A 25,190-nucleotide genomic window follows, 5' to 3' on the forward strand; every position below is an offset into this window, starting at 1 on the left:
GACGCGCGAGGCCAGGGCTTGCCCGCCGCGCCGCATGCTCAGCTCATCATGTTGTTGCGCACCAGGCCCACCGCGATGCCTTCGAGTTCGAAGTCGACATCGCCGAAGGGCACGATGATGGGCTGGAAGTCGGGGTTCTCGGGCAGCAGCTCGATGGTGGTGCGGGTGCGGCGGAAGCGCTTGACGGTGACTTCGTCGCCCAGCCGCGCCACCACGATCTGGCCGTTGCGCGCCTCGCGGCTCTTCTGCACCGCCAGCAGGTCGCCGTCGATGATGCCGGCGTCGCGCATGCTCATGCCCTTGACCTTGAGCAGGTAGTCGGGCCGGCGCGGGAACATCGTGGCTTCCAGCAGATACGTCTGCTCGACGTGCTCCTGCGCGAGGATGGGCGAGCCCGCCGCGACTCGGCCGACCAGCGGCAGCGTGAGCTGCGACAGGCTGGGCAGCGGCAGCGAGAACTGCTTACCGCGCGCCTCGTTGAGCGCGCGCAATGTGTCAGACTTCAGCCGGATGCCGCGCGACGTGCCGCCCACCAGCTCGATGACACCCTTGCGGGCCAGCGCCTGGAGGTGTTCCTCCGCGGCGTTGGCCGACTTGAACCCGAGTTCGTTCGCGATCTCGGCGCGGGTCGGCGGAGCGCCGGTGCGTTCGATCGCGCTCTGCACCAGATCGAGGATCTGCTGCTGGCGGGCGGTGAGCTTCGGCGATTCGACTTCCATGGCGTCCTCGCCGTCAGGAGACTCGCGTCTCGCCGCCGGCATCTGGTTGTTCATACAGGTCTGTATTTTTATCCAAGGTTGCCAAGAATGCAAAGCCCCATGCCGCTTGTCGTGATTCTCGCCACGGGCGGGACGATCGCCGGCACCGCCGCCGCCGCCACCGACACCACCGGCTACCGCGCCGGCGCGCTCGGCGTGGACGCGCTGATCGCCGCGGTGCCCGCGCTCGCCGAACATCGTCTCGAGTCGGAAAGCGTCGCCGCCATCGACAGCAAGAACATGGACATCGCCACCTGGCAGCGCCTGGCCGGGCGCGTGGCGCACCACGTCGCGCGGCCCGAGGTCGCCGGCGTCGTCATCACGCATGGCACCGACACGCTGGAGGAGACCGCCTACTTCCTCCACCGCGTGCTGGCGCCTTCCAAGCCGGTGATGCTGACCGCCGCGATGCGCCCGGCCAGCGCGCTGTCGGCCGACGGCCCGGCCAACCTGCTCGACGCGGTGACGGTGGCCGGCACGCCGGGCGCGCGCGGCGTCGGCCTCGTGTTCGCGGGCGCGCTCTGGGCCGCCGTGGGGCTGCGCAAGATCCACACGCTGCAGACGAGCGCGTTCGCCGGCAGCGACTGTGGGCCCGTCGCGCGGCTCGAGGGCGGCGCGATGCGCCGGTTCCGCGACTGGCCCGCCGGCGAGCCGCTGGGCCTGGCGCGGATCGCCGCGGACGCCGACGCGTGGCCGCGCGTCGAGATCGTGTTGAACCACTCGGGCGCCGACGGGCGCCTCGTGGACGCGGCGGTCGCCTCGGGCGCCGCCGGCATCGTCGTCGCCGGCACCGGCCACGGCACCGTCAGCGATCGGCTCGACGCGGCCCTCGCGCGGGCGCGCGACGCGGGCGTGCGCGTGCGCCGCGCGAGCCGCTGCGCGTTCGGGCCGGTGCTGCCGCACGGCGACGGCGACGTCGAGGCCGCCGGCGAGCTCAGTGCGGTGCAGGCGCGCATCGAGTTGCAGCTCGCCTTGCTGGCCTGAGGATGCGCGCGCTGCTCGAAGCGAACCGCGGCGACCTGGCGCTGGTCATCGGCAACGGCATCAACCGCTTCGACGCGCCCGCGGCGACCAACTCGTGGGAGGGCCTGCTGCAGAGCCTGGCCCGCAACTACATCGACCCGAGGCACGGCCCGGTGCCCCCAGGGGTATCGCCGACGGAGTTCTACGACATCGTCGACCTGGCGATCGGCCGCGCATCGGGCGCGCCGAAGCTGCAGGCGGAGTTCTGCAAGCTGATGTCCGGCTGGAAGCCGCTGCCGCAGCACGCCTGGATCATGGACTGGGCGCGACGCGGGTCGGTGCCGGTGCTGACGACCAACTTCGAGGCGACGCTCGCCGCCGCCTGTTCGGCCACGCTGCGCCGCTGCGGCACCGAGCGGGGCAACGCGTTCTATCCGTGGTTCAAGTGCTTCTCCACGCAGGACGTCGCCGACCCGCTGGCCACGTTCGCGATCTGGCACGTCAACGGCTTCCAGCAGTACCGGCAGAGCATCCGGCTCGGGCTGGCGGACTACATGGGCTCGGTCAACAAGGCGCGCGGCTGGCTCTACAGCTCCGGCACGCGGCTGTTCGGCGCGTCGGACATCCGAAAGTGGGCGGGCGCGCTCACGTGGCTGCAGCCCTTCCTGCACAAGCCGCTGCTGTTCATGGGCCTCGGGCTGGAGCAGGACGAGGTGTTCCTGCGCTGGCTGCTGATCGAGCGGGCGCGCTACTTCAGCAAGTATCCCCATCGGCGCAAGGACGGCTGGTACGTGCACGTCGGCGCGCTCGATGCGGGCAAGGCGTTCTTCCTGCGCGGCGTCGGCATCGAGCCGGTCGCGGTGGACGACTACGCGCGGATCTACGAAGAAGCGACTTGGCGCTGACTACGGGTCGCCCGGCAGCGGCTGCGCGTCGTGCGCGAGGCGCTGGCCGTCGCGCACCGCCTGCGCGATCTGGTCGGCGCTGAGCGTCGTGCCCATGCGCTGCGTGACGCTGTCGCCGTTGGCCAGGATGGCGCTGTTGCCGCCGACCTGGCGCTGGCGGCACTCCATGTACGCGACCCAGTAGGTCAGCGCCTTGGCGCGGTCCTGCGCGACGCCCAGGCCGCTCTCGTAGCTGTTGACGCGGCTTTCCAGCGAGTCGGAGTCGCAGGTGCGCACGCCGGCGTCGAGCGCGGCCTCGACGCGCTGCTTCCACGACGCGTTCTCGGGCGCGTCGATGTCGGAGTTGCCGCTGATCCCGAGGCCGTCCGGGCCTTCCTTGAGCATCTCGGAGGCCGCGTGGTGCACGCCGGCGAGCGCCGCGCGTTCGAGCCAGCGCAGGCGGCTCTGGATCTGGTCGGAGGCGATGTCGCCGCAGGCCTGCTGCGTCGTCGGCAGCAGTTCGCGGTCGCTGGGCAGGATGTGGTGCGCCATCCAGCCTTCGTGGTCGCGCGCCCAGACGCAGGCGGTGACGAGCTGGTAGGCCGCGAACGCGTCGACCGGGTTGGCGGAGCGGCTGAGCCGGTCGACCTTCTGCGCGAGCGATTCGTAGGGATCGGGCCGATGCGCGGCCGACGCGGGCGCCGGCGGCGCGAGCGCGACAACCTGGGCCGGCGTCGCGGGCAGGGGCGCGGCGTCGGGCGTCGGCGGCGTCGCCACGGGTGCCGGCGCCGCGACGGACGCGGCGGTGGCGCCGTGGTCCACGCCATACACCAGCGCGACCACCACCATGGCGGCCGCCAGCGTAGTGGTAACGAGAAAGGGCCGGCGAACGATCACGGCGCGATGATAGGGGACGCCCACGGCGCAGCCGCGTGGGAATGCGCGCAGGCCCGCGCGCGGGCGGGCCTGTTCGGTGACTTACTGCGCACTCGGCGCAGCGGGGTTCAGACCACCGTCAGCGAGACGTCGATGTTGCCGCGGGTCGCGTTCGAGTACGGGCACACCTTGTGCGCGGCGTCGACCAGCGCCTGGGCGGCGGCCTTGTCCATGCCCGGGATCGAGATGCGCATGTCGACCTTGATGCCGAAGCCGCCGGGGATCTGGCCGATGCCCACGTCCGACGTGATCGACACCTCGGCCGGCAGCGCGACCTTCGGAGCGCCCGTCATGCCGGAGGCGACGGCCTTCATCGCGCCGATGAAGCAGGCCGAGTAGCCGGCCGCGAACAGCTGTTCCGGGTTGGTGCCGGTCTTGCCGTCGCCGCCGAGTTCCTTGGGCGTGGTCAGCGTGACGTCGAGGACGCCGTCGGACGACTTGGCGGTGCCGGAACGGCCGCCGGTGGCGGTGGCGGTGGCGGTGTAGAGGATCTTTTCGGGCGAGGCCATGGTGTGCTCCTTGGGTGGGTTGAGGCGACCGTCGGGTCGCAAGGGGGAAGTGCAGTCAGTGCTGCGTGTGGCGCGCGAGCGAGTCGCGCACCGTGGTGAGTTGACGGGTGAGCTCGACGATCTCGCCGAGCTCGCAGCCGCTCGCGCGGCCGATGGCGGGCGGCACGGCGCGTGCCGCGATCTTCAGCTTGCGGCCGGCATCGGTCAGGCGCACGATGACGCGGCGCTCGTCGTCGGCGTCGCGCTCGCGGCTGAGCTGGCCCTGCGCCTCGAGGCGCTTGAGCAGCGGCGTCAGCGTGCCGGAGTCGAGCGCGAGCTTGTCGCCCAGGCCGCTGACCGACTGCGCATCCTCTTCCCACAGCGCGAGCATGACCAGGTATTGCGGGTAGGTCAGGCCCAGCGGCGCGAGCAGCGGCTTGTAGACCTTGGTCATCGCCAGCGAGGCTGAGTACAGCGCGAAGCACAGCTGCTTGTCGAGCGCGAGCCAGGCGTCGGCGCGGGTGTCGGCAGCGGTCGGGGTTGGGGTCTTGGCGCGGGGCATGGGATGAAATGTAGCGCACTAATCAATTGTGCACAATCGAAATGGGTATTCGGCTTGGGCGCAAATACTAAAGTAATTACTTGACTATCTTCCGGGCCGCGCATAAGCTAAAGCACATGCTTCAGCATCAAACGCTGGATCGCGTCTTCCAGGCGCTGTCCGATCCCTCCCGCCGCGCCATCGTCGACCGCCTGTCTCAGGGCGACGCGTCGGTGAGCGAACTGGCGAAGCCCTTCGCGATGTCGCTCGCGGCGGTCGTGCAGCACATCCAGCTGCTCGAGGCAAGCGGGCTCATCCGCACGCAGAAGACGGGCCGCGTGCGCAGCTGCCACCTCGACCGCGACGTGCTGTCGCAGGCCGAGACCTGGCTGTCGCAGCGGCGCGCGATGTGGGAAGGCAATCTCGACCGCCTGGGCGAGGTGCTGGCGCAGCAGAAGGCCGAGCGGGCGCGCGCCGCGGCTTGCATCGATCCGACGAAGACCACCCCCGCGACTCCGCGTCGCCAAAGGAAACCGACATGACTTCACCGCTCAACGCGCCGATCACGACGCATGGCGACTTCTCGATCAACCGCGTCTACGACGCCTCGCCGGCGGATGTCTGGACCGCCTGGGCCGACCCCGCGACCAAGGCGCGCTGGTTCATCGGCCCCGAGGGCTGGAGCGAGGTCGAGCGAACGCTGGACATGCGCGTCGGCGGCAGCGAGATCCTGCATGGCCGCTTCGCGAGCAACGGCCTCGAGACGCTGTTCAGCGCCCGCTACCACCTCGTCGAGCCACAGGCGCGGCTGGTCTACGTCTACGACATGCTCCTGAGCGGCCGCCACCATTCGGTGTCGATCGCGACGGTCGAATTCATCGGCGATCCGGAAGGCACGCGGCTGCGCTTCACGGAGCAGGTGACGTTCGTCGACGGCACCGACGGCCGCGACGGCACGTTGTCGCGCAAGCGGGGGACCTCGGCGCATCTGGAGCGCATTGCCGGCGTGCTTTGAGTCGACTTCGATCGGGGTCCGATCGGGGTCTCCGATCGGGGTCAGGTCTTGCCTTTTGCCCGCAGGTTGGGGTCAGGTCTTGCCTTTTGCCTGCCATCCTGCTCGTGGCGAGTGCCCAAATGCGCGTGAAGGCAATGGCCTTGACGACATGCGTTTCGGGCGGCCCCAAGCGTCACGTTGCGGCGATTTTCCCTGTGGAAGGAGCGCGCGAAATGGAGGCAAAAGGCAAGACCTGACCCCAACCTGCGTGACCCCAACCTGCGGGCAAAAGGCAAGACCTGACCCCAGCCGGGGAGCGACCCCAGCCAGGGAACGACACGTCGCCCTTGTCTAGAGCTTCGGAATCCGGATCCGCGAGATCATCAACGAGCCGGACACCGCGAACATCAGCACCAGCGGATGGAAGCGGAAGCCGCCGATGTTCATGACGCCGCCCCACAGCGCGTCGCCCACGCTGCCTTGCCAGGCCGCGATGCCCAGCACGATGACCAGCAGCAGCGACGTCGGGATCGGCGTGCCCTCGAAGAACTTGACCTTGTCGCCGCCTTCGGAGTTCTTCTCGGCGGTGATGTTGTAGCGCGCCAGGCGCGACACGCCGCAGACGACGAAGAACACGAGCACGATGCGATCCCACAGGCCCTGCATGCCGCAGCCGTAGGCGATCGCGGCGGGGGCGACGCCGAAGGAGATGACGTCGGCCAGCGAGTCGAGTTCGCGGCCCAGCTCGGAGCTCTGCTGGCGCCAGCGCGCGACGCGGCCGTCGAGCACGTCGAAGACGAGCGCCGCGGGGATCAGCCAGCACGCGAACCAGATGTGGCGCACGTCGCCGGTCTGCAGGAACGTCATCACGGAGAAGAGGGCGCCGACGCCGCAGAACGCGTTGGCGAGCGTGAACCAGTCCGCGAGGTGGAACTCGCGGATCATCGAGAACGGTTTCGGTTTGTCCATGGGCGCAGGATAGTGCAGTCCGGCGCGGCGAGGAATTCAGAGCACCTCGAACACGCTGTAGACCGGCCCGTCCGCGCGCCGTTGTCCTACGCCGACCGCCACCACGTGGTTGAGCCAGTTGTATTGCGGCGCGGCCGTCTCGAACTGGACGATGGTGCGGAAGTAGATCTCGGACGGGTCGACCACCTCGCCGCGATCCACGCGCGCGATTACGTCGGGCGTGCCGTGGCGGATGCCGCGGTAGGTCATCGCGACGAAGGCGTCGTCGCGGGTCTTGAGGATCAGGCGGACATCGAGCAAGACGCTGCCGTCGGCCTTGAGCGTCTGCCAGTCGCTGCCGCCGTCCATCACGACGCCCGACAGCCTCTCGCCATCGAACGATCCGCCGGTGACGACGCCGATGCGGCGGCCGGCGCCGGGCGTGGCGATGACGGGCATCGGGCCGCGCACGTCGAGGCGGACGGCCAGCAGCGGACGCGTGCGCAGCTCGCGCAGGCCGGGCGGCAGGGAATCGGTGATGGGGGCGGGCATCGGCAAGCACTCCGGTCGAATGAGGTCGTGCTCGACGATACGCGCGCCCTCGTTCCGCGGCCGCGCCAGGGGCTTCAGCCCTGTTCCTCGGCCTCGATCAGCAGCCGCACGCGGCGTGCCTGGCGGGCCTGCGTCTTGACGACGATGCGCAGCGGCTGGCCCACCGGCAGCTCGCGGCGGAAGTGGTAGTCCATCGAGTCGGTGTGGCCCGGGTTGTGGGTCGGGGCGCTGCGCGTCCATTCGAGGCCGCCGTCGACGTCGACGCGCATCGCGTGCTGCGCGCCCGCGCCGAGCGCCGCGACGACGAGGCGGCAGTCGATCTCGAAATGTCTCGTTCGAAACGAGTCGGGCGGAATCACGAGCGTGGCGACGTCGCCGTCGCCGGCATCGATGCGCCATCGCTCGGGCGCGGCGGGAGCGGCTTTCTTCATGGGGCCGCATCATGGCGCAAGCGGATCAGGCCCGTCGGTTACAGGGCGGACATGCCGACCCGGTACACTCCGCCGCTTTGCGCGTTTCCGCAGGCCGATGGTTGCCGACTCGACAGTGATTCCGTTTGCGTTCGAATTGAAGGACACCAGCCTGCCGCTGGTCACCGTGCTGCTGCACCAGGCCGACGCCGCCGTCCTCGCCGAGGAACTGCAGCAGCGCCTGGGCGAGACGCCCAATTTCTTCGACGACGACCCGGTCGTGATCGATCTCGCGCCCGTGCGCGAGCGCGAGGAGCCCATCGCGTTCGACGACATCGTCGCCGCGCTGCGCAAGCACCGCATGCGCCCGTCGCTGGTCACCGGCGGCAGCGCGGAGCAGATGGCCGACGCGCTCGCCGCGGGTCTGGCCGCCGCGCCCGACGCCGCGCCGCCGCTGAAGCCGCGCACCGTCGAAGTGGAAGTCGTCCGCGAAGTCGAAGTCGTGCGCGAGGTGCCGGTGCACGTGCCCACGCTGATCGTCGACAAGCCGCTGCGCTCCGGCCAGCAGGCCTATGCCAAGGGCGGCGACCTGGTCGTGCACGCGGCCGTCAACGCCGGCGCCGAGGTGCTGGCCGACGGCAACGTCACCGTGCTCGGACCGCTGCGCGGCAAGGTCGTCGCCGGATCGCGCGGCAATACCGAGGCCCGTATCTTCACGACCTGCCTCGAGGCCGAACTCATCGCCATCGCCGGCGTCTACCGCACCACGGAGACGCCGCTGCCCAAGGACGTGGCCGGCAAGCCCGCGCAGGTGCGGCTGGTCGACGGCGTCCTCGTCATGACACCCCTGAAAATCTAAGGACTGCAATTCAAATGGCAAAGATCGTCGTCGTCACCTCCGGCAAGGGCGGGGTCGGCAAGACCACCACCAGCGCGAGCTTCTCGTCCGGCCTCGCGCTGCGCGGCCACAAGACGGCCGTGATCGACTTCGACGTCGGCCTGCGCAACCTCGACCTGATCATGGGCTGCGAGCGCCGCGTGGTCTACGACCTGATCAACGTGATCAACAACGAGGCCAACCTGCACCAGACGCTGATCAAGGACAAGCAGTGCGAGAACCTGTTCGTGCTGCCGGCCTCGCAGACGCGCGACAAGGAAGCGCTGACCAAGGACGGCGTCGAGCGCGTGCTCAAGGAGCTCGCCGAGATGGGCTTCGAGTACATCGTCTGCGACTCGCCGGCCGGCATCGAGACGGGCGCGCTGCTGGCGATGCACTTCGCCGACGAGGCGCTGGTCGTGACCAACCCCGAGGTCTCGTCGGTGCGCGACTCCGACCGCATCATCGGCATGCTGGGCAGCAAGACGAAACGCGCGATCGACGGCGCGGAGCCGATCAAGGAGCACCTGGTCATCACGCGCTACAACCCGTCGCGCGTCGAGGACGGGCAGATGCTGTCGGTGTCCGACATCCAGGAGATCCTGCGCATCCCGCTGATGGGCGTGATCCCCGAGTCGGAGAGCGTGCTGCAGGCCTCCAACCAGGGCCTGCCGGCGATCCACCTGAAGGAATCGGACGTGGCCGAGGCCTACACCGACCTCGTCGCCCGCTTCCTCGGCGAGGACAAGCCGATGCGCTTCGTCGACGCGATGAAGCCGGGCTTCTTCAAGCGGCTGTTCGGAGGTAGCAAGTGATGTCCTTGTTCTCCTTCCTGCTCGGCGAGAAGAAGAAGACCGCGTCGGTCGCCAAGGAGCGCCTGCAGATCATCCTCGCGCACGAGCGCGGCGGCCGCTCGAAGGCCGACTACCTGCCGGCGCTGCAGCGCGAGCTGATCGCGGTGATCTCGAAGTACGTGTCCATCAATCCTGACGACATCAAGGTCAATCTCGAGCGCCAGGAAGATCTCGAGGTGCTCGAGGTCAAGATCGAGCTGCCCGACCCGGGCCGCTGATCGCGGCGGCGCCGTTGGGGGCACGCCTGTTGCCGCGGGGGATGCATGAAGGTTCGCGAGATCAAGCATGGGGACGCCGGCCGCCGCGGCCGCCTCGCGCCCGCGGTCAAGGCGAGCGCGCCCGCGTGGAGCGCGAGGCAGGCGCGCGCGATGGACGGCGAGGCGATGCTGCGCGCGATGCTCGCGAACTGCCTCGCCCAGATCGTGCCCAACGCCGCCGGGATCGCGCGCGGCAGCGACGATCCCGAGCACGTGCACCAGTTGCGCGTCGGCCTGCGCCGGCTGCGCTCGGCCGCGCGCGGCATGCGGCCCTTCGCGGCCTGCCTGCCGTCCGGCTGGGGGTCGGCGATCCTGCCAGTCTTCGAGGCGCTGGGCGACGTGCGCGACAAGCACGTGCGGGCCACGACGCTCGCGCCCCGGCTTCGTGAGGCTGGCGCGCCCGTCGCGGAGCTGGACGGGCCCTCCGAGGAGGACGCGCGGCGCTTGCGCGCGCTCGTGCGCGGCGACGGTTTCCAGTCCGTGCTGCGGCAAATGCAGTCCTGTACCGAACCTGACGAGCCCACGCGCGGCGATGCGGGTTCCGGCATGGCACGCCTGAAGCGACAACTGCGCAGGCTGACGCGCCAGGTGACGCGCGCCGCGCGTCGCTTCGACGAGCTGTCGTTCGCGCGCCAGCACCGCGCGCGCAAGCGCCTCAAGCGCCTGCGCTATCTCGCGGAGTTCGCGGCGCCGGCGTTCGATCGCGACGCCGTCGACGCGTGGATGGCCAAGGCCTCGCGCGCGCAGGAACGCCTGGGCAGGCATATCGACCTCACGCTCGCCGCGCAGCGCTTCGCCTCGGCCGCGAGGACGGATCCCGGCGCCGGTTTCGCGGCCCGCTGGCTGCGCGCGAAGGCCGAGGCGTCGACGCGCAAGGCGCGCAAGTCGCTGCGACGCTTGCGCCGCGCCAGGACCTTCTGGTGAGGATCAGGCCGCGGCCGCGAGGCGGCACAGCGTGATCACGCGCTCGCTGGTGCGACGCACGCGGCCGAAGTCCCAGTCGCCGTATTGCGCGGCGATCTCGAAGCCGGCGATCTCCAGCAGGTGCTCGACGTCCTCGGCCAGCGGCTGACCGGCGCGCTGCTCGATGTCGAAACCGAACACGCCTTCGGGCGCAAGGTGGCGGCGCACCGCTGCGAGCAGCGCGTCCTGCTCGCCGGCCGCGAGGAAGGCATGGAACGCGCCGTCGGCCAGGATCACGAGGCCGAAACGGCGCGGCAGCGCGAGGTTGCGCACGTCGGCCTCGACCCAGCGCACGTCGACGTCGTTGGCCGCGGCCCTCGCGAGTGCGGCGGCATCGCGGTCGACGCCGGTGACCGACAGGCTCATCGCCGCGATCGGGATCGCAAGCGCGCCGGCGCCGCAGCACAGCGCCAGCACCGGGCCGCCGAATTGCGAGGCCATGCGGCGCCAGAATTCGATGCTCGTCTCGACCATGCGGTGTCCTCGTCGGTAGCGATCGCGGCCAACCCGGCGGACGGGCCCGCGCGCAGTCGAGTCTATCGCCGGCTCCGCCGTGCCGTCGGGCTGACATGCGGCAACCCGCATAATCGGCGCCAGACAGCCCCAACATGTCGACCCCGCCCACGCCCACCGACCCGATCCGCGCCGCGACGTCGCCGGCGCGCAAGGCCGCCGCCGTCGGGCCGCTGTCCCGCCTGCTGTTCGGCGACGTCCCCGAGCGCCGCGGCCCGCTGACGTTGACGCTGCTGTCGGTCCTCGTCTACGCGTTGTTCGCGCTGGTCGTCAACTGGCAGGCGCGCATGGGCCTGATGGACGCGCGCGATGCCGCCACGTGGTCGGCCATCGGCCTCAGCGGCATCCTCGGCTTCTACGCGCTGATCCGCACGGGGCTGAGCCGGCGCCTGGGCAGCGACCCGTCGATGACGTTCCCGCAGATCACGTTCAGCAGCCTGGCGACCGTGTATGGCTATGCCATCGACCCGCCGATGCGCGGCGCGGTCATCGCCATCATGGTGCTCAATCTCATGTGGGGCATGTTCGTGCTGCGCGATCGGCAGACGCTGGGCCTGTGCGCGTTCGGCCTCGCGCTGCTGGCGGCGACGATGGGCTGGAAGATCGCGACGCGCCCCGACCTGTTTCCGCCGCGCATCGAGATGCTCAACTTCGCCTTCGCCGCCATCGTGCTGGTGGCCGCCGCGGTGGTGTCGATGCGCATGGGCACGCTTCGCATGCGGCTCGCGCAGCGCAAGGGCGAGCTGCAGCAGGCGCTCGCGACGATCCGCGAGCTGGCGCAGGTCGACGAGCTGACCCGCCTGAGCAACCGGCGCCACGTCATCGAGGCGCTGGCGGCCGAGCAGGTGCGCTGCCTGCGCTCGGGCCGGCCGCTGAGCGTGGTGCTGATCGACCTCGACCACTTCAAGGCGATCAACGACCAGCACGGCCACGCGGTGGGCGACGCCGTGCTGTGCGCCTTCGCCGATGCGCTGCGCGGCGGCCTGCGCGAGTCGGACGCCGCGGGCCGCTGGGGCGGCGAGGAGTTCCTGCTGTTGCTGCCGGATACCAGCGCCGCGGCGGCCGCGGTGCTGGTCGATCGCCTGCGCGACGCGGTGGCGCGCATGTCGTTCGACCACGTGCTGCCCGGGCTGCGGATCAGCTTCTCGGCCGGCGTCACCGAGTGCGCGCCGGACGAGCACAGCCACGTGGCCATCGAGCGGGCCGACCAGGCGATGTACCTGGCCAAGGAGGCCGGTCGCGCCCGCACGACGGTGCACGGGCGCGACGCGCTGTCCGCCTAGATCCGCGGCTCGCCGTCCGCGTTGACGACGATCGTCGGGCCGGGCGCCTGCGTCGTCTGCACGTGGTGGTGCACGCCGTGGTACCAGTACGAGACGTCGTAGTGGTCGGGGCCTTGCGGCGGCACGCTGGTGCAGCGCGTGACGTCCTGCGGCTGCTCGGCACCGCGCGCGAGCTGCGAGCCGATCACCGCGCCGCCGACGGCACCCGCGATGGTGGCGCCGTCGCGGCTGCCGCGGTCGCCGATCTGGTGGCCCAGGATGCCGCCGATCAGCCCGCCGACGACCGCGCCGCCCGTGCGCGCGTTCGCGGGCGCGGCCGACTGCTCGACCCAGCACTGCTGCTGCGGCGCCGCGTACACGACGTGCACGGATTCGATCGGCACCGCCTCGACGTATTCCTGCGGACGGCGGCGCCAGTCGTAGACCGGCAGCGGCGGCGGCGCATAGCGGTTGTCGTCGTATTGCGCCTCGCGATGGACGCGGCGCACCGACGAGATGCTGTCGTTCAGGCCCATCGCGCGCAGGTCGGGGTAGCGGCCGGGGCGCAGGATCATGCAGCGGCCATTGAAGCCGGCGTTCTCGCAGACCTCCCAGCGGCCCTCGAACACGATCACCGACGAGGCGCGGTCGTTGAAGCCGTAGCGCATCAGGTTGTCGATCTCGCCCGTGGTGCCGAGATCGCGGCCGTGGAAGCCGGGATGCTCGAAGAACACGATGTCGCCGTTCTGCGGCGGCGCGACCGGGACGGGCGGCGGAGGCGGCGGCTCGCGGCGCGCGGGACGGGCCGACGAGAGCGTGTCGCCCAGGCCGACCGCGGCGAGGTCGGGGTAGCTGCCCGGCACGAGGATCGCGCAGCGGTTGCGGAAGCCGACGTCCTGGCAGACCTCCCACGGCTCGCCCTCGACGATCACCGAGGAAGCGCGGTCGTTGAAGTCGAAGTCGCGGAAGTCGTGCGCGGGCTGCACGAGCGTGACGCGCTTGCCGTGGAAGCCGTCGTGGCTGAACAGCGTGATGGCGGCGGACGCCTGGCCCGCGGCGACGATGGCGGCGAGCGCGAGCGCGCGTGGAAGGATGGATCTCATGACTCTCCTCGGTTGTTCGTGGGCTGGCGTCGCGTCGTTGCGCGGCGCCCTGAGTGTTCAACGCGCGAGCGCGCGATCGGCGGGACAGCGTATTCGGTAACGGCAGGTTTCCGTCGCGTTCGCGAACGTCAGCGTGCCAGCGCGGCGATGGTCTCGTCGACCAGCGTGCGCAGGCGGCCGAGGCGCCGCATGTCCTGGTGGAAGCCGACCCAGACGTCGCGCCCCGGCGGCGCGTCGCCGAGGTCGACCGCCTCGAGCCCGGGCATCGCGTCGCCCAGCGGCGCGGGCAGCACCGCGAGGCCGATCCCCGCGGCGCACATGCGCGCCTGCGCCTCGCGGCTGTTGCTGCCGAACGCGATGCGCGCCGTGGGCCGCTTCTTGCGCATCCACGCCACGTCCGGGAAGTCCTGGTACGCGGTGTCGAGCGTGATCAGCGGGACGTCGTCGCGCGTCTCGCCGTGCGTCGTGCCGACCGCGCGGTAGACGCGGTAGTCGATGTGCACGGCCTTGCGCTGCACGACGCCGGCCTCCTCGAAGCGCCGGATGCGGAACACGAGATCGGCCTCGCGCCGCGCCAGGCTGAACAGGCGCGAATCGGTGATCAGCTCGATCGTGACCTTGGGGTGGCGTGCCGCGAAGCCCGCGAAGATCGGCGTGAGGACGTGCACGCCGAACCAGTCGGACGACGACACGCGCAGCATGCCCTCCATCTCGCCCGGCTGGCCGGCGAGGCGGCGCTCGAAGCCGAGCGCTTCCTCCTCCATGCGCTCGGCGTGCGCCAGCACCGCGGCGCCTTCGTCGGTGAGCACGAAGCCCTGCGCGCCGCGCTGGAACAGCGCCTGGCCCGCCTCGCGTTCCAGCACGCGCAACCGCCGGCCCATCGTCGGCTGCGACTGGCCCGTCAGGCGCGCGGCGCCGCCGAGCGAGCCCGCGCGCGCCACGGCCAGGAAGATGCGGACGTCGCTCCACTCCATGGTTCAGGTCATTCAAAAGTGAATGCGTGGCATTCTATTGTGTCGATTTACATTCACAAGTGAAATTCAAACAATGGAGCCATCCACCCACCATCCACCGGAGACCGACATGACCAACCCAGCCTCGATGCGCGCCCTGATCGTCCGCGACGTCAACGCCGACTTCACCGACGCGCAAGTCGAGCGACCCGTCGCACGCGAGGGCGAGGTGCTGGTGCGCATCCACGCCAGCGGCGTGAATCCGCTGGACACCAAGATCCGCGCCGGCGCCGCCGCCCACGCGCGCCATCCGCTGCCCGCCGTGCTGGGCATGGATCTCGCCGGCGTCGTCGAACGCGTCGGCCCCGGCGTCACGCGCTTTCGCGTCGGCGACGAGGTCTACGGCCTGGCCGGCGGCATCGGCGGCCTGCAGGGCACGCTGGCGGAATACGCCGCGGTCGACGCCGACCTGCTGGCGCTCAAGCCGGCGAACCTGTCCATGCGCGAGGCGGCCGCGTTGCCGCTGATCGTCATCACCGCGTGGGAAGGCCTGGTCGACCGCGCCCAGGTGCGCGCCGGGCAGAAGGTGCTGGTGCACGGCGGCGCGGGCGGCGTCGGCCACGTGGCGGTGCAGATCGCGGCGGCCTTCGGCGCCGAGGTCTTCGCGACGGGCTCCGCCGCGCAGTCGGACGCGATCCGCGGCCTCGGCGCGACGCCGATCGACCATGCGGCGACCACCGTCGACCAATACGTGGAGCGGTATACGGACGGCGCCGGTTTCGACATCGTCTACGACACCGTGGGCGGCGCCGTGCTCGACGCTTCGTTCAAGGCGGCGCGCATGTACGGCGGCCACGTCGTCAGCTGCCTGGGCTGGGGCACGCATGCGCTGGCGCCGCTGTCGTTCCGCGCGGCCACGTACTCGGGCGTGTTCACGCTGATCCCGATGCTCACGGGCCGCGGGCGCGCGAACCACGGCCACATCCTTGCCGAGGCGGCGAAGCTGGTCGAGGCGGGCAAGCTGCTGCCGCGGATGGACGAGCGCCGCTTCGACCTGGGCTCGGCGGGCGACGCCCACCGGGCAGTCACGAGCGGCAGCGCGCGCGGCAAGGTCGTCGTCGACGTGCACGCGTGAGCGAGCGGGGCGCCGGGTGCGACACTGGCCCGCATGCCCCACGCCGTCTCCGAACTTCGCGCCGCCCGCCTCGCCCGCAGCGCCAAGCCCTTCCTCGCCCGCGGCGGCTCGACGCGCGAGAAGTGCGAGGGCTGCCGGCTCGCGCGCACGCACTGCCTGTGCGCGTCACGCGCGAGCGTGCCCACGCGCGCGGGCGTCTGCCTGCTGATGGCCGACATCGAGCCGCTCAAGCCCACCAACACCGGCTGGCTGGTCGCCGACGTCGTGCCCGACACCTTTGCCTTCGGCTGGGCGCGCACCGAGACGGATCCGGCGCTGCTCGCCCTGCTCGGCGATCCGCAGTGGCAGCCGTTCGTCGTGTTCCCGGGCGAGTACGCGGCGCCCGCGCGAGTCGTGCACGACGTGGCGGTCGACGCCGGCAAGCGGCCGCTGTTCGTCCTGCTCGACGCCACGTGGAGCGAGGCGCGCAAGATGTTCCGCAAGAGCCCGGCTCTGGATCGCTTCCCGGTCCTGAGCCTGCGGCCCGAGCAGGTGTCGCGCTACGTGCTGCGGCGCTCGCGCCGCGACGATCACTTCTGCACCAGCGAGGTGGCCGCGCTGTGCCTGGAGCTCGCGGGCGAGGCGCGCGCAGCGGCCGTGCTGGGCGCGTGGCTGGACGTCTTCACGCACCACTACGTGCAGGCGCGCAACCAGTTGCCGGTGGATCCGCAATGCGAGGCGCACCGGCGCCTGCGCGGGCTCTGACGCCTCAGTACGCGCCCATGTAGTCCTTCTTGCCGATCGCGACGCCGTTGTGGCGCAGGATCGCGTACGTCGTCGTGGCGTGGAAGAAGAACTGCGGCAGGCCGTAGTTGGACAGGTAGGCCTGGCCGCTCAGCTTCTTCTCCTTCGGCGTGCCGGGTCGCAGCACGATCTCCTTGCCTTCGCTGCCGTCAAAGGCCGCGGCGTCCAGGCCGTCGATGAAGGCCAGCGTCTTCGCGATCAGCGCGTCGAGGTCGGCGAAGCTCGTCTCGGTGGACTCGTGCGCCGGGACGTCGACGCCCGCGAGGCGCGCCGAGATGCCGCGCGCGAAGTCGCAGGCGATCTGCACCTGCTTGACCAGCGGGAACATGTCGGGGAACAGGCGCGCCTGCAGGAACGCGTCCGCGTCCATCGACTTCGCAGCCACCTGGGCGCTGGTCGTCGCCAGGATCGACTTCATGGCCGTCAGCAGTTGCTTGAAGACGGGGACGGAGTGGGTGTACATCGGGCTGGTCATGGCGGTTCCTCGGGAGTGAAAAACGGCGCGGGCCTCGAAGGCACGCGCCGGATGCCGCCATTGTCGCCGCTGCGCGTCAGCGCGCCGTCGCCTGCCGCACCGCGTGCTCCCAGTCGGCCATCAGCGCGCCGGCCTGCTCGCGCGACATCGTCGGCAGGAAGCGCCGCTCGACCTGCCACTGCGCGGCGAGCTCGTCGAGGTTGCGGTAGAGCCCGCACGACAGGCCGGCGAGGTAGGCGGCGCCGAGCGCGGTGGTCTCGATCACCTTGGGCCGCACGACCGGGATGCCCAGCAGGTCGGCCTGGAACTGCATCAGCAGGTCGTTGACGCAGGCGCCGCCGTCCACGCGCAGTTCGGCCACCGGCGCGGCGCCGGCGGCGACGGCGTCGCGGCTCATCGCGCCCAGCAAGGCCGCGCTCTGGAACGCGATGCTCTCGAGCGCGGCGCGCGCGATGTGCGCCACCGTGCTGCCGCGCGTCAGGCCGACGATCGCGCCGCGCGCGTCCGCGTCCCAGTACGGCGCGCCCAGGCCCGTGAAGGCCGGCACGAACATCACGCCGCCCGAGCTGGGCACGCTCTCGGCGAGGCGCTGCACCTCGCCCGAGCCCTGGATCGCGCGCAGGCCGTCGCGCAGCCATTGCACGACGGCGCCGCCGATGAACACGCTGCCCTCGAGCGCGAACTCCGGCGTCGCATGGAGCTGCGCGGCGCTGGTCGTGATCAGGCCGTTGGTGGAGCTCTGGAACGTCGCGCCGGTGTGCATCAGCATGAAGCAGCCGGTGCCGTAGGTGTTCTTCGCCAGGCCGGGCCGGAAGCAGGCCTGGCCGAACAGGGCGCTCTGCTGGTCGCCCGCGACGCCGCCGATCGGGATGGCCGCGCCGAGCAGCTCGGGCAGCGTCGCGCCGTAGTCGTGGCTCGACGGATGCACGTCCGGCAGCAGCGCGCGCGGCACGTCGAGGATCGCGAGCAGCTCGTCGCTCCACGTGTTGGCGTGCACGTCCAGCATCAGCGTGCGCGACGCGTTGCTGACGTCCGTCGCGTGCACGCGGCCGCCGGTCAGGTGCCACATCAGCCAGGTGTCGACGGTGCCGAACGCGAGCTCCCCGCGCGCCGCCGCGGCGCGCGCGCCGTCGACGTTGTCGAGGATCCACTTGAGCTTGGTGCCGGAGAAGTAGGCGTCGACGATCAGCCCCGTCTTCGCGCGGAACGTCGCCTCGAGGCCCTGCTCGCGCAGCGACGCGCAGGTGGGTTCGGCGCGGCGGTCCTGCCAGACGATCGCGTTGTAGACCGGCTCGCCCGTCGCGCGGTTCCACACCAGCGTCGTCTCGCGCTGGTTGGTGATGCCGATGGAGGCGATGTCCGCGGCGGTGAGGCCGGCCTTGGCCAGCGCCTCGCGCGCGGTGGCGAGCTGCGACTCGAGGATCTCCTTCGGATCGTGCTCCACCCAGCCGGGCTGCGGATAGATCTGGCGGAACTCGCGCTGGGCCATCGCGAGGATGCGGCCCTGCGCATCGAACACGATGCTGCGCGAGCTGGAGGTGCCCTGGTCGAGGGCCAGCAGATGGGTCTTCGTCATGGTGGAGGCGTGAGTTGGAAATTCGTTGAAGAGGTCTTGAGCGAAGACGAAGCGGTGCCGAATCCCGTCCAAGACGTTCGCAGACTAGGCGCGCCCGCGACACGATGCCGGGGCGCCTCGCGAGCGGGCGCAACGACGGATGCGGGCGTTTTGGGCGGGATTCTTCAACGAATTCTCAACTCACGGCTCCAATACTTCGTTGCAGTTGACCAGCGTCACGCCGGCCTGCGACAGCAGCGCGGGAAACGGGTCGGGCGGCGGGCCGTCGGTGAACAGCATCTCGACCTGGTCGAAGCGCGCCATCTCCACCATCGCGGGCCGGTTGAACTTGCTGTGGTCGGTGGCGACCCAGACCTCGCGCGAGTGCGCCAGGATCGCACGCGCCACCTTCACCTCGCGGTAGTCGAAGTCGCGCAGCGTGCCGTCGGACTCGATGCCGGAGATGCCGATCAGGCCGATGTCCACCTTGAACTGCTCGATGAAGTCGACCGTCACCTCGCCGATGATGCCCTTGTCCTTGGCTCGCACCACGCCGCCCGCGACGATGACCTCGCAGTCCGCGTTGTCGGACAGGATCGCGGCCACGTTGAGGTTGTTCGTGATCACGCGCAGGCCCTTGTGGTGCAGCAGCGCGCGGGCGATCGCCTCGGTGGTGGTGCCGATGTTGATCAGCAGCGACGAGCCGTGCGGCACGCGTCGCGCCACGTGCTGCGCGATGCGTTGCTTGGCCTGCGCGTTGAGCTGCTGGCGCTTGCGGTACTCGATGTTCTCGGTGGTCGAGCCGGGCATGCGCACGCCGCCGTGGAAGCGGGTCAGCAGGCCGGCGTCGGTGAGTTGGCGGATGTCGCGCCGCACCGTCTGCAGCGTCACGCCGAAGCGCTCGGCGAGCGCCTCGACCGTCACGTTCTGCAGGCGGCGCACTTCCTCGATCAGCTCGAGCTGGCGCGGTGAGGGGTTCATGGCGAGCGAATCTAAACGATCACATACGAATCCATTCGAGGGTTTACCTTGACGTCAAACGAAAACGAAACGAACAGAATCGCTCCCGATCGAACAGAACCTTGCTGAAAAGTCAGCGCCAAGAAAGAGCCGTGCAAGCTGTGCCAAGCCCCGTCCAACGCCCGTCGAGCGCCATTCCGTCCCAGTGCGACGTGCTGGTGGTGGGCGGCGGCATCAACGGCGCCGGCATCGCGCGCGACCTCGCCGGCCGCGGCTTGAAGGTGGTGCTGTGCGAGAAGGACGACCTGGCGCAGGCGACGTCCTCGTCCTCCACCAAGCTGATCCACGGCGGCCTGCGCTACCTCGAATACAACGAGTTCTCGCTGGTGCGCAAGGCACTGGCCGAGCGCGAGGTGCTGCTGCGCAGCGCGCCGCACATCATGTGGCCGCTGCGCTTCGTGATGCCGCACGACCCGGGCATGCGTCCGGTGTGGATGATCCGCATCGGCCTGTTCCTGTACGACCACCTGGCGCGGCGCGAGGTGCTGCCCGGCTCGCGCACCGTCGACCTGCGCCGCCACCCCTCCGGCGCGCCGCTGCAGCCGCGCTTCACCAAGGGCTTCGTCTATTCGGACGGCTGGGTGGACGACGCGCGGCTGGTGGCGCTCAACGCGATCGACGCGATGGAGCGCGGTGCCACGGTGCTCACGCGCTGGCGTTGCCGCGACGCGCAGCGGTCGGCGGACGCCTGGCAGGTGACGCTCGACAGCGCGAGCGGTGCCTTCCACACGCTCAACGCACGCGCGCTCGTCAACGCCGCCGGTCCGTGGGCCGCGCAGTTCCTGTCGGAGCACGCGCATCTCAGTCATCCGAAGGCCTTGCGGCTGGTCAAGGGCAGCCACATCGTCGTGCCCAGGCTGTTCGACCACGGCCACGCCTACATCTTCCAGAACCCGGACAAGCGCATCATCTTCGCGATCCCGTACGAGCACGACTTCACGCTGATCGGCACCACCGACGTCGAGCACCACGGCCCGATCGGCGCCGCGAGGATCGACGAGTCGGAGATCGACTACCTGTGCGAGCAGGCGAGCCGCTATTTCGCGAAGCCCATCGCGAAGTCCGACGTCGTGTGGACGTACTCCGGCGTGCGCCCGCTGCTCGATGACGAGTCGGGCGACCCGTCGGCCGTCACGCGCGACTACTCGCTCGAACTCGACACCGCGCAGGCCCCGCTGCTGACCGTGTGGGGCGGCAAGATCACCACTTTCCGCAAGCTCGCGGAGGACGCGGCCGACCTGCTGATGCAGCCGTTGGGCGTCGACGCCGCGCGCGGCGCGTGGACGCACGGCGCCTTCCTGCCCGGCGGCGACCTGAACAAGTGGATCGGCCCCGCGCGCCGGCCCGACACCGACTTCGAACGCTTCGAGCAGACCGTGCGCCGGCGCTATCCGCAGTTCGACGCCGCGGTGCTGCACCGCCTCGCGCGGGCCTATGGCTCGCGCATCGACCGCGTCATCGGCGACACGCCGGGCGCGCAGGTCGCGCCGGGCCTCTACGACTGCGAGCTGCGCTACCTGCACGACCACGAATGGGCCCGCGGTGCCGACGACGTGCTGTGGCGCCGCAGCAAGCTGGGCCTGCACTACAGCGCCGAAGAGCGCGCCGCCGTCGCCGCCTGGTGCGCCGAGCACTGGGACGGCGCGGCCGTCACACCGACTCCGGAGACTTCATGGAACTGATGCTCGAACGCATCGAACAACGCGCGGGGGCGCAGAGCCTGCTGTATCCGCTCGACCTGGTGCTCGTGCCCAACGCGATCACCGTGCTGCTGGGCGCAACGCAGGCCGGCAAGACGACGCTGATGCGCGTGATGGCCGGGCTCGACAAGCCGCATGCGGGGCGCGTGAAGGTCGACGGCGTGGACGTGACGGACACATCGGTGCGCGAGCGCAACGTGGCGATGGTCTACCAGCAGTTCATCAACTACACGTCGATGACGGTGGCCGACAACATCGCCTCGCCGCTGAAGCTGCGCAAGGAGGCGAACATCGAGGCGCGCGTGCTGGAGATCGCGCGGAAGCTGCGCATCGAGCCCTTCCTGAAGCGCATGCCGGGCGAGTTGTCGGGCGGCCAGCAGCAGCGCGTCGCACTGGCCCGCGCGCTTGCGAAGAACGCGCCGCTGATGCTGTTCGACGAGCCGCTCGTCAACCTCGACTACAAGCTGCGCGAGGAGCTGCGCGACGAGTTGTCCGCGCTGTTCGCCGCGGGCCGCTCCACCGTCGTCTATGCCACCACCGAGCCGACCGAGGCCTTGCTGCTGGGCGGCTACACCGCCGTGATGGACGCGGGCGAGCTGCTGCAGTACGGGCCGACGGCCGAGGTGTTCCACCGGCCGAAGTCGATCCGCGTGGCGCGCGCGTTCAGCGATCCACCGATGAACCTCGTCGCGGGCGACGCCTCGCCCAACGGCGTCGCGTTGCCCGGCGGCGTCGTGCTCGCCTGCGCGTTGCCGGCAGGCACATCGGGCGCAGTGACCGTTGGCATGCGCGCGGGCGCGCTGGGCGTGCGCGAGCGCGCGGGCGACCTCGCGTTGCCGGGCGTCGTCGAACTCGCCGAGATCTCGGGCTCCGACACCTTCGTGCACGTCAAGACCGCCGTCGGCGAGCTCGTCGCGCAGCTGACCGGCGTGCACGTGTTCGCGCTCGGCTCGACGATCACGCTGCATCTGCCGCCGCGTCAGGTCTTCGTGTTCGGCGCCGACGGCAACCTCCTCGTCGCTCCGGGAGGGCACTGACATGTCAAGAATCGATCTCGACCTCGCCCACGCCTACAAGCCCGATCCGAAGACGGACGACGACTACGCGCTGCTGCCGCTGAAGATGACCTTCGAGGACGGCGGCGCCTACGCGCTGCTGGGCCCGTCGGGTTGCGGCAAGACGACGCTGCTCAACATCGTCTCCGGCCTCGTCAAGCCCTCGCAGGGCGGCGTGAAATACGACGGCGTCGACGTCACCGCGCGCACGCCGCAGCAGCGCAACATCGCGCAGGTGTTCCAGTTCCCGGTGATCTACGACACGATGACCGTGGCGCAGAACCTCGCGTTCCCGCTGCGCAATCGCGGCGTCGCGCCGGAGCGCATCAAGGAGCGCGTCGGCCGCATCGCCGAGATGCTGGAGATGAGCCACCAGCTCGACGCCCGCGCCGCCGGCCTGGCCGCAGACGCCAAGCAGAAGATCTCGCTGGGCCGCGGCCTCGTGCGCGAGGACGTCAGCGCCGTGCTGTTCGACGAGCCGCTGACCGTGATCGACCCGCACCTGAAGTGGCAGCTGCGCCGCAAGCTCAAGCAGATCCACCACGAGTTGAAGCTGACGCTGATCTACGTGACGCACGACCAGGTCGAGGCGCTGACCTTCGCCGACCAGGTGATCGTGATGACCCGCGGCCGCGCGGTGCAGGTGGGCAGCGCGTCCGACCTGTTCGAGCGCCCGCGCCATACCTTCGTCGGCCACTTCATCGGCTCGCCGGGCATGAACCTGCTGGCCGCGCGCTGGAGCGAGCAGGGGCTGGAGGTCGCGGGCCGCACCGTCGTCGGCCGCGCCGCCGCGGGCGTCGCGCAGGCCGCGACGCTGCTGGGCGTGCGGCCCGAGTACGTGACGATCGCCGTGCCCGACACCCCCGGCGCGGTGCCCGTCACCGTCGACCAGGCGCAGGACATCGGCACCTACTGGCTGCTGACCACGCACGCCGCCGACGGCACGCAGATCCGCGCGCGGCTGCATCCGCACCAGGCGATCCCGCGCGCCGGCGAGACGACGTGGCTGCAGGTCAACGGCCCGCACACCTGCCTGTACGAGAACGAGCTGCTGATCGAGTCCGGCGGCCAACCTGCACGAGGAGTCGCCGCATGAAGCCCGTCAACCAGAAGGCCTGGCTGATGATCCTGCCCGTGGTGGTCTGCGTGGCGTTCTCGGCCATCCTGCCGTTGATGACGGTGGTGAACTACTCGGTGCAGGACATCATTTCGCCCGATCGCCGCGTCTTCGTCGGCACCGACTGGTTCAAGTCGGTGATGCGCGACGACGACCTGCACGAGGCGCTGGTGCGCCAGATCGTCTATTCGCTGTCGGTGCTGCTGGTCGAGATCCCGCTGGGCATCGGCCTGGCGCTGGCCATGCCCGCCAAGGGCTGGCGCGCGTCGCTGGTGCTGGTGCTGGTGGCGATCTCGCTGCTGATCCCGTGGAACGTGGTGGGCACCATCTGGCAGATCTACGGCCGCACCGACATCGGCCTGCTGGGCGCCACGCTCAAGGGCCTGGGCCTGGCCTACGACTACACCGGCAACCCGCGCGACGCGTGGCTCACGGTGCTGACGATGGACGTCTGGCACTGGACGCCGCTGGTGGCGCTGCTGTGCTACGCCGGCCTGCGCGCGATCCCCGACGCCTACTACCAGGCGGCCAGCATCGACGGCGCCAGCAAGTTCGCGGTGTTCCGCTACATCCAGCTCCCCAAGATGCGCGGCGTGCTGATGATCGCGGTGCTGCTGCGCTTCATGGACAGCTTCATGATCTACACGGAGCCCTTCGTGCTCACCGGCGGCGGCCCCGGCAACTCGACCACCTTCCTGTCGCAGTACCTCACGCAGAAGGCCGTCGGCCAGTTCGACCTCGGCCCGGCCGCGGCGTTCTCGCTGATCTACTTCCTCATCATCCTGCTGCTGTGCTTCATCCTCTACACGTGGATGCAGCGCGTCGGAACCGTCAGCGAAGGGGAGACCGCTCATGGATGACAAGCGCTTCAAGAAGCGGACGCTGTTCCTGCTGGCCTACCTGGTCTTCGCGATCCTCCCGGTCTACTGGATGATCAACATGTCGTTCAAGACGAACGAGGAGATCCTGGCGGCCTTCAGCCTGTTTCCCAAGCACTTCACGTTCGAGCACTACAAGCTGATCTTCACCGACGAGTCCTGGTACTCGGGCTACATCAACTCGCTCGAGTACGTGGCCATCAACGTGGTGATCTCGCTGACCGTGGCGCTGCCCGCGGCCTACGCGTTCTCGCGCTACTCGTTCCTCGGCGACAAGCACGTGTTCTTCTGGCTGCTCACCAACCGGATGACGCCGCCGGCCGTGTTCCTGCTGCCGTTCTTCCAGCTCTACACCACGCTGGGCCTGATGGATACGCACATCGCGGTGGCGCTCGCGCACCTGCTGTTCAACGTCCCCCTGGCCGTCTGGATCCTGGAAGGCTTCATGAGCGGCATCCCGCGCGAGATCGACGAGACGGCCTACATCGATGGCTACTCGTTCCCGCGCTTCTTCCTGACGATCTTCGTGCCGCTGATCAAGGCCGGCATCGGCGTGGCGGCGTTCTTCTGCTTCATGTTCAGCTGGGTCGAGCTGCTGATGGCGCGCACGCTGACCAGCGTCAACGCGCTGCCCATCGTGGCGGTGATGACGCGCACGGTGTCGGCCTCGGGCATGGACTGGGGCACGCTCGCGGCCGCCGGCGTGATCACCATCGTTCCGGGCGCGATCGTGATCTGGTTCGTCAGGAATTACATCGCCAAGGGCTTCGCGATGGGGAGAGTGTGATGTTCGAGTGGATGGCATGGACGCTTCCCGTCGCGGTGTTCTTCACGTGCATCGCACTGATGCTGGTCGTCATGACTGTGTGGGAGATCAAGTCCCCGACGACGCTGCGCCGCGGCTGGCTGCCGATCGCCACGACGCGCGGCGACCGCCTGTTCATCGGCCTGATGGCCGCCGCCTGGGTCAACCTCGGCTTCGTCGCGTTCAGCGAGAAGGCGATGGCGTGGTTCAACCTGTCGGAGGAGCCGTCGATCTGGATCGCGCTGGTCGCGTCGATGCTTCTGCTCGCCTTGATCATGCGCAAGGGCTAGACATGACAACCCCGCTCGCTTCACTCGGCGCCCCCGAGGGGCTGGCCGGCTCGCTCCGGAGCGGCCGAGCGCTCACCGGCTAGCGCGCATATCGGATTTGAGGCGCCGGCTAATCCTTCCC

30 protein-coding genes are annotated in these 25,190 nt (G+C 70.0%); 17 read left to right on the forward strand and 13 right to left on the reverse strand.

Annotated features, from left to right (window positions below):
- Window positions 1-38 precede the first annotated feature (38 nt).
- Window positions 39-719, reverse strand: coding sequence for a transcriptional repressor LexA (gene lexA / locus LPC04_RS14005; RefSeq protein ID WP_275682865.1), 681 nt, complete (start codon window positions 717-719; stop codon window positions 39-41).
- Between the two features lie 99 nt (window positions 720-818).
- Here lexA and LPC04_RS14010 point away from each other — a divergent pair, with 99 nt between their 5' ends.
- Together LPC04_RS14010 and LPC04_RS14015 are read left to right on the forward strand one after the other, a co-directional pair.
- Complete coding sequence (locus tag LPC04_RS14010) at window positions 819-1,742, forward strand: asparaginase (protein ID WP_275682866.1); 924 nt, start codon at window positions 819-821, stop codon at window positions 1,740-1,742.
- Window positions 1,743-1,744: 2 nt separating this feature from the next.
- Entirely contained in the window at window positions 1,745-2,626 is an 882-nt protein-coding gene (locus LPC04_RS14015) for a hypothetical protein (protein WP_275682867.1), read from the forward strand.
- On the opposite strand, the gene LPC04_RS14020 is transcribed toward LPC04_RS14015, so the two are convergent.
- From LPC04_RS14020 to LPC04_RS14030, 3 genes are all read right to left on the reverse strand, one after another.
- On the reverse strand, window positions 2,627-3,502 hold the full coding sequence (locus LPC04_RS14020; RefSeq protein ID WP_275682868.1) for a hypothetical protein: 876 nt from the start codon (window positions 3,500-3,502) through the stop codon (window positions 2,627-2,629). It lies immediately after the preceding gene.
- A 107-nt stretch (window positions 3,503-3,609) separates the two neighbouring features.
- Window positions 3,610-4,050: an organic hydroperoxide resistance protein gene (locus LPC04_RS14025; RefSeq protein ID WP_275682869.1), complete on the reverse strand. Its 441-nt coding sequence runs from the start codon at window positions 4,048-4,050 to the stop codon at window positions 3,610-3,612.
- A 55-nt stretch (window positions 4,051-4,105) separates the two neighbouring features.
- Window positions 4,106-4,591, reverse strand: a complete 486-nt coding sequence (locus tag LPC04_RS14030; protein ID WP_275682870.1) for a MarR family winged helix-turn-helix transcriptional regulator — start codon at window positions 4,589-4,591, stop codon at window positions 4,106-4,108.
- Between the two features lie 116 nt (window positions 4,592-4,707).
- Here LPC04_RS14030 and LPC04_RS14035 point away from each other — a divergent pair, with 116 nt between their 5' ends.
- Window positions 4,708-5,112, forward strand: a complete 405-nt coding sequence (locus tag LPC04_RS14035) for an ArsR/SmtB family transcription factor (RefSeq protein WP_275682871.1) — start codon at window positions 4,708-4,710, stop codon at window positions 5,110-5,112.
- Window positions 5,109-5,585 (forward strand): SRPBCC domain-containing protein, encoded by a 477-nt coding sequence (locus tag LPC04_RS14040; RefSeq protein WP_275682872.1) that lies wholly within the window; start codon window positions 5,109-5,111, stop codon window positions 5,583-5,585. Before LPC04_RS14035 ends, LPC04_RS14040 begins: the two co-directional genes overlap by 4 nt.
- A 330-nt stretch (window positions 5,586-5,915) precedes the next feature.
- Here LPC04_RS14040 and pssA read toward each other — a convergent pair whose 3' ends face one another.
- The 3 genes from pssA to LPC04_RS14055 all read right to left on the reverse strand — a co-directional run bounded on the left by pssA (window position 5,916) and on the right by LPC04_RS14055 (window position 7,495).
- Window positions 5,916-6,533 carry a CDP-diacylglycerol--serine O-phosphatidyltransferase gene (pssA, locus tag LPC04_RS14045; protein WP_275682873.1) on the reverse strand — a complete coding sequence of 206 codons (618 nt, stop codon included), beginning with the start codon at window positions 6,531-6,533 and terminating at the stop codon, window positions 5,916-5,918.
- A gap of 36 nt (window positions 6,534-6,569) precedes the next feature.
- Window positions 6,570-7,064, reverse strand: coding sequence for a DUF3237 domain-containing protein (locus LPC04_RS14050; RefSeq protein WP_275682874.1), 495 nt, complete (start codon window positions 7,062-7,064; stop codon window positions 6,570-6,572).
- A gap of 74 nt (window positions 7,065-7,138) precedes the next feature.
- Window positions 7,139-7,495: a hypothetical protein gene (locus tag LPC04_RS14055; protein WP_275682875.1), complete on the reverse strand. Its 357-nt coding sequence runs from the start codon at window positions 7,493-7,495 to the stop codon at window positions 7,139-7,141.
- A gap of 97 nt (window positions 7,496-7,592) precedes the next feature.
- On the opposite strand from LPC04_RS14055, the gene minC reads away from it, so the two are divergent.
- The 4 genes from minC to LPC04_RS14075 are packed head-to-tail and all read left to right on the forward strand — an operon-like array spanning window position 7,593 to window position 10,386.
- Window positions 7,593-8,333 carry a septum site-determining protein MinC gene (gene minC / locus LPC04_RS14060; protein ID WP_275682876.1) on the forward strand — a complete coding sequence of 247 codons (741 nt, stop codon included), beginning with the start codon at window positions 7,593-7,595 and terminating at the stop codon, window positions 8,331-8,333.
- A gap of 14 nt (window positions 8,334-8,347) precedes the next feature.
- Entirely contained in the window at window positions 8,348-9,166 is an 819-nt protein-coding gene (gene minD / locus LPC04_RS14065) for a septum site-determining protein MinD (protein WP_275682877.1), read from the forward strand.
- On the forward strand, window positions 9,166-9,423 hold the full coding sequence (minE, locus tag LPC04_RS14070) for a cell division topological specificity factor MinE (protein WP_275682878.1): 258 nt from the start codon (window positions 9,166-9,168) through the stop codon (window positions 9,421-9,423). The genes minD and minE overlap by 1 nt, the downstream gene beginning before the upstream one ends.
- Before the next feature lie 45 nt (window positions 9,424-9,468).
- Entirely contained in the window at window positions 9,469-10,386 is a 918-nt protein-coding gene (locus LPC04_RS14075) for a CHAD domain-containing protein (RefSeq protein WP_275682879.1), read from the forward strand.
- A gap of 3 nt (window positions 10,387-10,389) precedes the next feature.
- On the opposite strand, the gene LPC04_RS14080 is transcribed toward LPC04_RS14075, so the two are convergent.
- Window positions 10,390-10,899, reverse strand: a complete 510-nt coding sequence (locus LPC04_RS14080) for a methyltransferase domain-containing protein (protein WP_275682880.1) — start codon at window positions 10,897-10,899, stop codon at window positions 10,390-10,392.
- 134 nt (window positions 10,900-11,033) lie between these two features.
- Here LPC04_RS14080 and LPC04_RS14085 point away from each other — a divergent pair, with 134 nt between their 5' ends.
- Window positions 11,034-12,221 (forward strand): GGDEF domain-containing protein, encoded by a 1,188-nt coding sequence (locus LPC04_RS14085; protein WP_275682881.1) that lies wholly within the window; start codon window positions 11,034-11,036, stop codon window positions 12,219-12,221.
- On the opposite strand, the gene LPC04_RS14090 is transcribed toward LPC04_RS14085, so the two are convergent.
- Both LPC04_RS14090 and LPC04_RS14095 read right to left on the reverse strand, forming a co-directional pair.
- Window positions 12,218-13,303, reverse strand: a complete 1,086-nt coding sequence (locus tag LPC04_RS14090; RefSeq protein WP_275682882.1) for a beta/gamma crystallin-related protein — start codon at window positions 13,301-13,303, stop codon at window positions 12,218-12,220. The two genes, LPC04_RS14085 and LPC04_RS14090, sit on opposite strands and share 4 nt — an antisense overlap.
- 128 nt (window positions 13,304-13,431) lie before the next feature.
- The gene (locus LPC04_RS14095; protein ID WP_275682883.1) at window positions 13,432-14,277 is read right to left on the reverse strand and encodes a LysR family transcriptional regulator; all 846 of its coding nucleotides are present in this window, start codon (window positions 14,275-14,277) and stop codon (window positions 13,432-13,434) included.
- 109 nt (window positions 14,278-14,386) lie between these two features.
- Between LPC04_RS14095 and LPC04_RS14100 the strand changes: the two genes are divergently transcribed.
- Both LPC04_RS14100 and LPC04_RS14105 read left to right on the forward strand, forming a co-directional pair.
- Window positions 14,387-15,391 carry a zinc-dependent alcohol dehydrogenase family protein gene (locus tag LPC04_RS14100; protein WP_275682884.1) on the forward strand — a complete coding sequence of 335 codons (1,005 nt, stop codon included), beginning with the start codon at window positions 14,387-14,389 and terminating at the stop codon, window positions 15,389-15,391.
- 33 nt (window positions 15,392-15,424) lie between these two features.
- On the forward strand, window positions 15,425-16,135 hold the full coding sequence (locus LPC04_RS14105; protein WP_275682885.1) for a tRNA-uridine aminocarboxypropyltransferase: 711 nt from the start codon (window positions 15,425-15,427) through the stop codon (window positions 16,133-16,135).
- Between the two features lie 4 nt (window positions 16,136-16,139).
- Here the strand turns inward: LPC04_RS14105 and LPC04_RS14110 are convergent, their stop codons facing one another.
- The 3 genes from LPC04_RS14110 to LPC04_RS14120 all read right to left on the reverse strand — a co-directional run bounded on the left by LPC04_RS14110 (window position 16,140) and on the right by LPC04_RS14120 (window position 19,185).
- Window positions 16,140-16,649, reverse strand: coding sequence for a DUF1993 domain-containing protein (locus LPC04_RS14110; protein WP_275682886.1), 510 nt, complete (start codon window positions 16,647-16,649; stop codon window positions 16,140-16,142).
- 76 nt (window positions 16,650-16,725) lie between these two features.
- Window positions 16,726-18,225 carry a glycerol kinase GlpK gene (gene glpK, locus LPC04_RS14115; protein ID WP_275682887.1) on the reverse strand — a complete coding sequence of 500 codons (1,500 nt, stop codon included), beginning with the start codon at window positions 18,223-18,225 and terminating at the stop codon, window positions 16,726-16,728.
- Between the two features lie 180 nt (window positions 18,226-18,405).
- Window positions 18,406-19,185, reverse strand: coding sequence for a DeoR/GlpR family DNA-binding transcription regulator (locus LPC04_RS14120; protein ID WP_275682888.1), 780 nt, complete (start codon window positions 19,183-19,185; stop codon window positions 18,406-18,408).
- Window positions 19,186-19,325: 140 nt separating this feature from the next.
- Here LPC04_RS14120 and glpD point away from each other — a divergent pair, with 140 nt between their 5' ends.
- From glpD to LPC04_RS14150, 6 genes are read left to right on the forward strand one after another with little or no spacing between them, the layout of a single operon-like run.
- On the forward strand, window positions 19,326-20,906 hold the full coding sequence (glpD, locus tag LPC04_RS14125; protein ID WP_275682889.1) for a glycerol-3-phosphate dehydrogenase: 1,581 nt from the start codon (window positions 19,326-19,328) through the stop codon (window positions 20,904-20,906).
- Window positions 20,897-21,961, forward strand: coding sequence for an ABC transporter ATP-binding protein (locus LPC04_RS14130; RefSeq protein WP_275682890.1), 1,065 nt, complete (start codon window positions 20,897-20,899; stop codon window positions 21,959-21,961). The genes glpD and LPC04_RS14130 overlap by 10 nt, the downstream gene beginning before the upstream one ends.
- Before the next feature lies 1 nt (window position 21,962).
- Window positions 21,963-23,075, forward strand: coding sequence for an ABC transporter ATP-binding protein (locus LPC04_RS14135; protein ID WP_275682891.1), 1,113 nt, complete (start codon window positions 21,963-21,965; stop codon window positions 23,073-23,075).
- Window positions 23,072-23,956 (forward strand): carbohydrate ABC transporter permease, encoded by an 885-nt coding sequence (locus LPC04_RS14140; RefSeq protein ID WP_275682892.1) that lies wholly within the window; start codon window positions 23,072-23,074, stop codon window positions 23,954-23,956. Before LPC04_RS14135 ends, LPC04_RS14140 begins: the two co-directional genes overlap by 4 nt.
- Window positions 23,949-24,761 carry a carbohydrate ABC transporter permease gene (locus tag LPC04_RS14145; protein WP_275682893.1) on the forward strand — a complete coding sequence of 271 codons (813 nt, stop codon included), beginning with the start codon at window positions 23,949-23,951 and terminating at the stop codon, window positions 24,759-24,761. Before LPC04_RS14140 ends, LPC04_RS14145 begins: the two co-directional genes overlap by 8 nt.
- On the forward strand, window positions 24,761-25,069 hold the full coding sequence (locus LPC04_RS14150; RefSeq protein WP_275682894.1) for a DUF2160 domain-containing protein: 309 nt from the start codon (window positions 24,761-24,763) through the stop codon (window positions 25,067-25,069). Before LPC04_RS14145 ends, LPC04_RS14150 begins: the two co-directional genes overlap by 1 nt.
- The last annotated feature ends 121 nt before the right edge of the window (window positions 25,070-25,190 follow it).

Source organism: Scleromatobacter humisilvae (genome assembly GCF_023231945.1).
GTDB lineage: Bacteria > Pseudomonadota > Gammaproteobacteria > Burkholderiales > Burkholderiaceae_C > Scleromatobacter > Scleromatobacter humisilvae.

Excerpts from the sequence above, each read along its gene's own strand:
- minC (WP_275682876.1), top strand. The coding sequence starts at position 7,593 with ATGGTTGCCGACTCGACAGTGATTCCGTTTGCGTTCGAATTGAAGGAC.
- LPC04_RS14095 (WP_275682883.1), bottom strand. The coding sequence starts at position 14,277 with ATGGAGTGGAGCGACGTCCGCATCTTCCTGGCCGTGGCGCGCGCGGGC.
- LPC04_RS14040 (WP_275682872.1), top strand. The coding sequence starts at position 5,109 with ATGACTTCACCGCTCAACGCGCCGATCACGACGCATGGCGACTTCTCG.
- LPC04_RS14055 (WP_275682875.1), bottom strand. The coding sequence starts at position 7,495 with ATGAAGAAAGCCGCTCCCGCCGCGCCCGAGCGATGGCGCATCGATGCC.
- LPC04_RS14100 (WP_275682884.1), top strand. The coding sequence starts at position 14,387 with ATGACCAACCCAGCCTCGATGCGCGCCCTGATCGTCCGCGACGTCAAC.
- LPC04_RS14075 (WP_275682879.1), top strand. The coding sequence starts at position 9,469 with ATGAAGGTTCGCGAGATCAAGCATGGGGACGCCGGCCGCCGCGGCCGC.
- LPC04_RS14015 (WP_275682867.1), top strand. The coding sequence starts at position 1,745 with ATGCGCGCGCTGCTCGAAGCGAACCGCGGCGACCTGGCGCTGGTCATC.
- pssA (WP_275682873.1), bottom strand. The coding sequence starts at position 6,533 with ATGGACAAACCGAAACCGTTCTCGATGATCCGCGAGTTCCACCTCGCG.
- minE (WP_275682878.1), top strand. The coding sequence starts at position 9,166 with ATGTCCTTGTTCTCCTTCCTGCTCGGCGAGAAGAAGAAGACCGCGTCG.
- LPC04_RS14050 (WP_275682874.1), bottom strand. The coding sequence starts at position 7,064 with ATGCCCGCCCCCATCACCGATTCCCTGCCGCCCGGCCTGCGCGAGCTG.
- LPC04_RS14150 (WP_275682894.1), top strand. The coding sequence starts at position 24,761 with ATGTTCGAGTGGATGGCATGGACGCTTCCCGTCGCGGTGTTCTTCACG.
- LPC04_RS14035 (WP_275682871.1), top strand. The coding sequence starts at position 4,708 with ATGCTTCAGCATCAAACGCTGGATCGCGTCTTCCAGGCGCTGTCCGAT.
- minD (WP_275682877.1), top strand. The coding sequence starts at position 8,348 with ATGGCAAAGATCGTCGTCGTCACCTCCGGCAAGGGCGGGGTCGGCAAG.
- LPC04_RS14135 (WP_275682891.1), top strand. The coding sequence starts at position 21,963 with ATGTCAAGAATCGATCTCGACCTCGCCCACGCCTACAAGCCCGATCCG.
- LPC04_RS14030 (WP_275682870.1), bottom strand. The coding sequence starts at position 4,591 with ATGCCCCGCGCCAAGACCCCAACCCCGACCGCTGCCGACACCCGCGCC.
- glpK (WP_275682887.1), bottom strand. The coding sequence starts at position 18,225 with ATGACGAAGACCCATCTGCTGGCCCTCGACCAGGGCACCTCCAGCTCG.
- LPC04_RS14025 (WP_275682869.1), bottom strand. The coding sequence starts at position 4,050 with ATGGCCTCGCCCGAAAAGATCCTCTACACCGCCACCGCCACCGCCACC.
- LPC04_RS14080 (WP_275682880.1), bottom strand. The coding sequence starts at position 10,899 with ATGGTCGAGACGAGCATCGAATTCTGGCGCCGCATGGCCTCGCAATTC.
- LPC04_RS14120 (WP_275682888.1), bottom strand. The coding sequence starts at position 19,185 with ATGAACCCCTCACCGCGCCAGCTCGAGCTGATCGAGGAAGTGCGCCGC.
- LPC04_RS14130 (WP_275682890.1), top strand. The coding sequence starts at position 20,897 with ATGGAACTGATGCTCGAACGCATCGAACAACGCGCGGGGGCGCAGAGC.
- LPC04_RS14145 (WP_275682893.1), top strand. The coding sequence starts at position 23,949 with ATGGATGACAAGCGCTTCAAGAAGCGGACGCTGTTCCTGCTGGCCTAC.
- LPC04_RS14105 (WP_275682885.1), top strand. The coding sequence starts at position 15,425 with ATGCCCCACGCCGTCTCCGAACTTCGCGCCGCCCGCCTCGCCCGCAGC.
- LPC04_RS14090 (WP_275682882.1), bottom strand. The coding sequence starts at position 13,303 with ATGAGATCCATCCTTCCACGCGCGCTCGCGCTCGCCGCCATCGTCGCC.
- lexA (WP_275682865.1), bottom strand. The coding sequence starts at position 719 with ATGGAAGTCGAATCGCCGAAGCTCACCGCCCGCCAGCAGCAGATCCTC.
- LPC04_RS14110 (WP_275682886.1), bottom strand. The coding sequence starts at position 16,649 with ATGACCAGCCCGATGTACACCCACTCCGTCCCCGTCTTCAAGCAACTG.
- LPC04_RS14010 (WP_275682866.1), top strand. The coding sequence starts at position 819 with ATGCCGCTTGTCGTGATTCTCGCCACGGGCGGGACGATCGCCGGCACC.
- LPC04_RS14140 (WP_275682892.1), top strand. The coding sequence starts at position 23,072 with ATGAAGCCCGTCAACCAGAAGGCCTGGCTGATGATCCTGCCCGTGGTG.
- LPC04_RS14085 (WP_275682881.1), top strand. The coding sequence starts at position 11,034 with ATGTCGACCCCGCCCACGCCCACCGACCCGATCCGCGCCGCGACGTCG.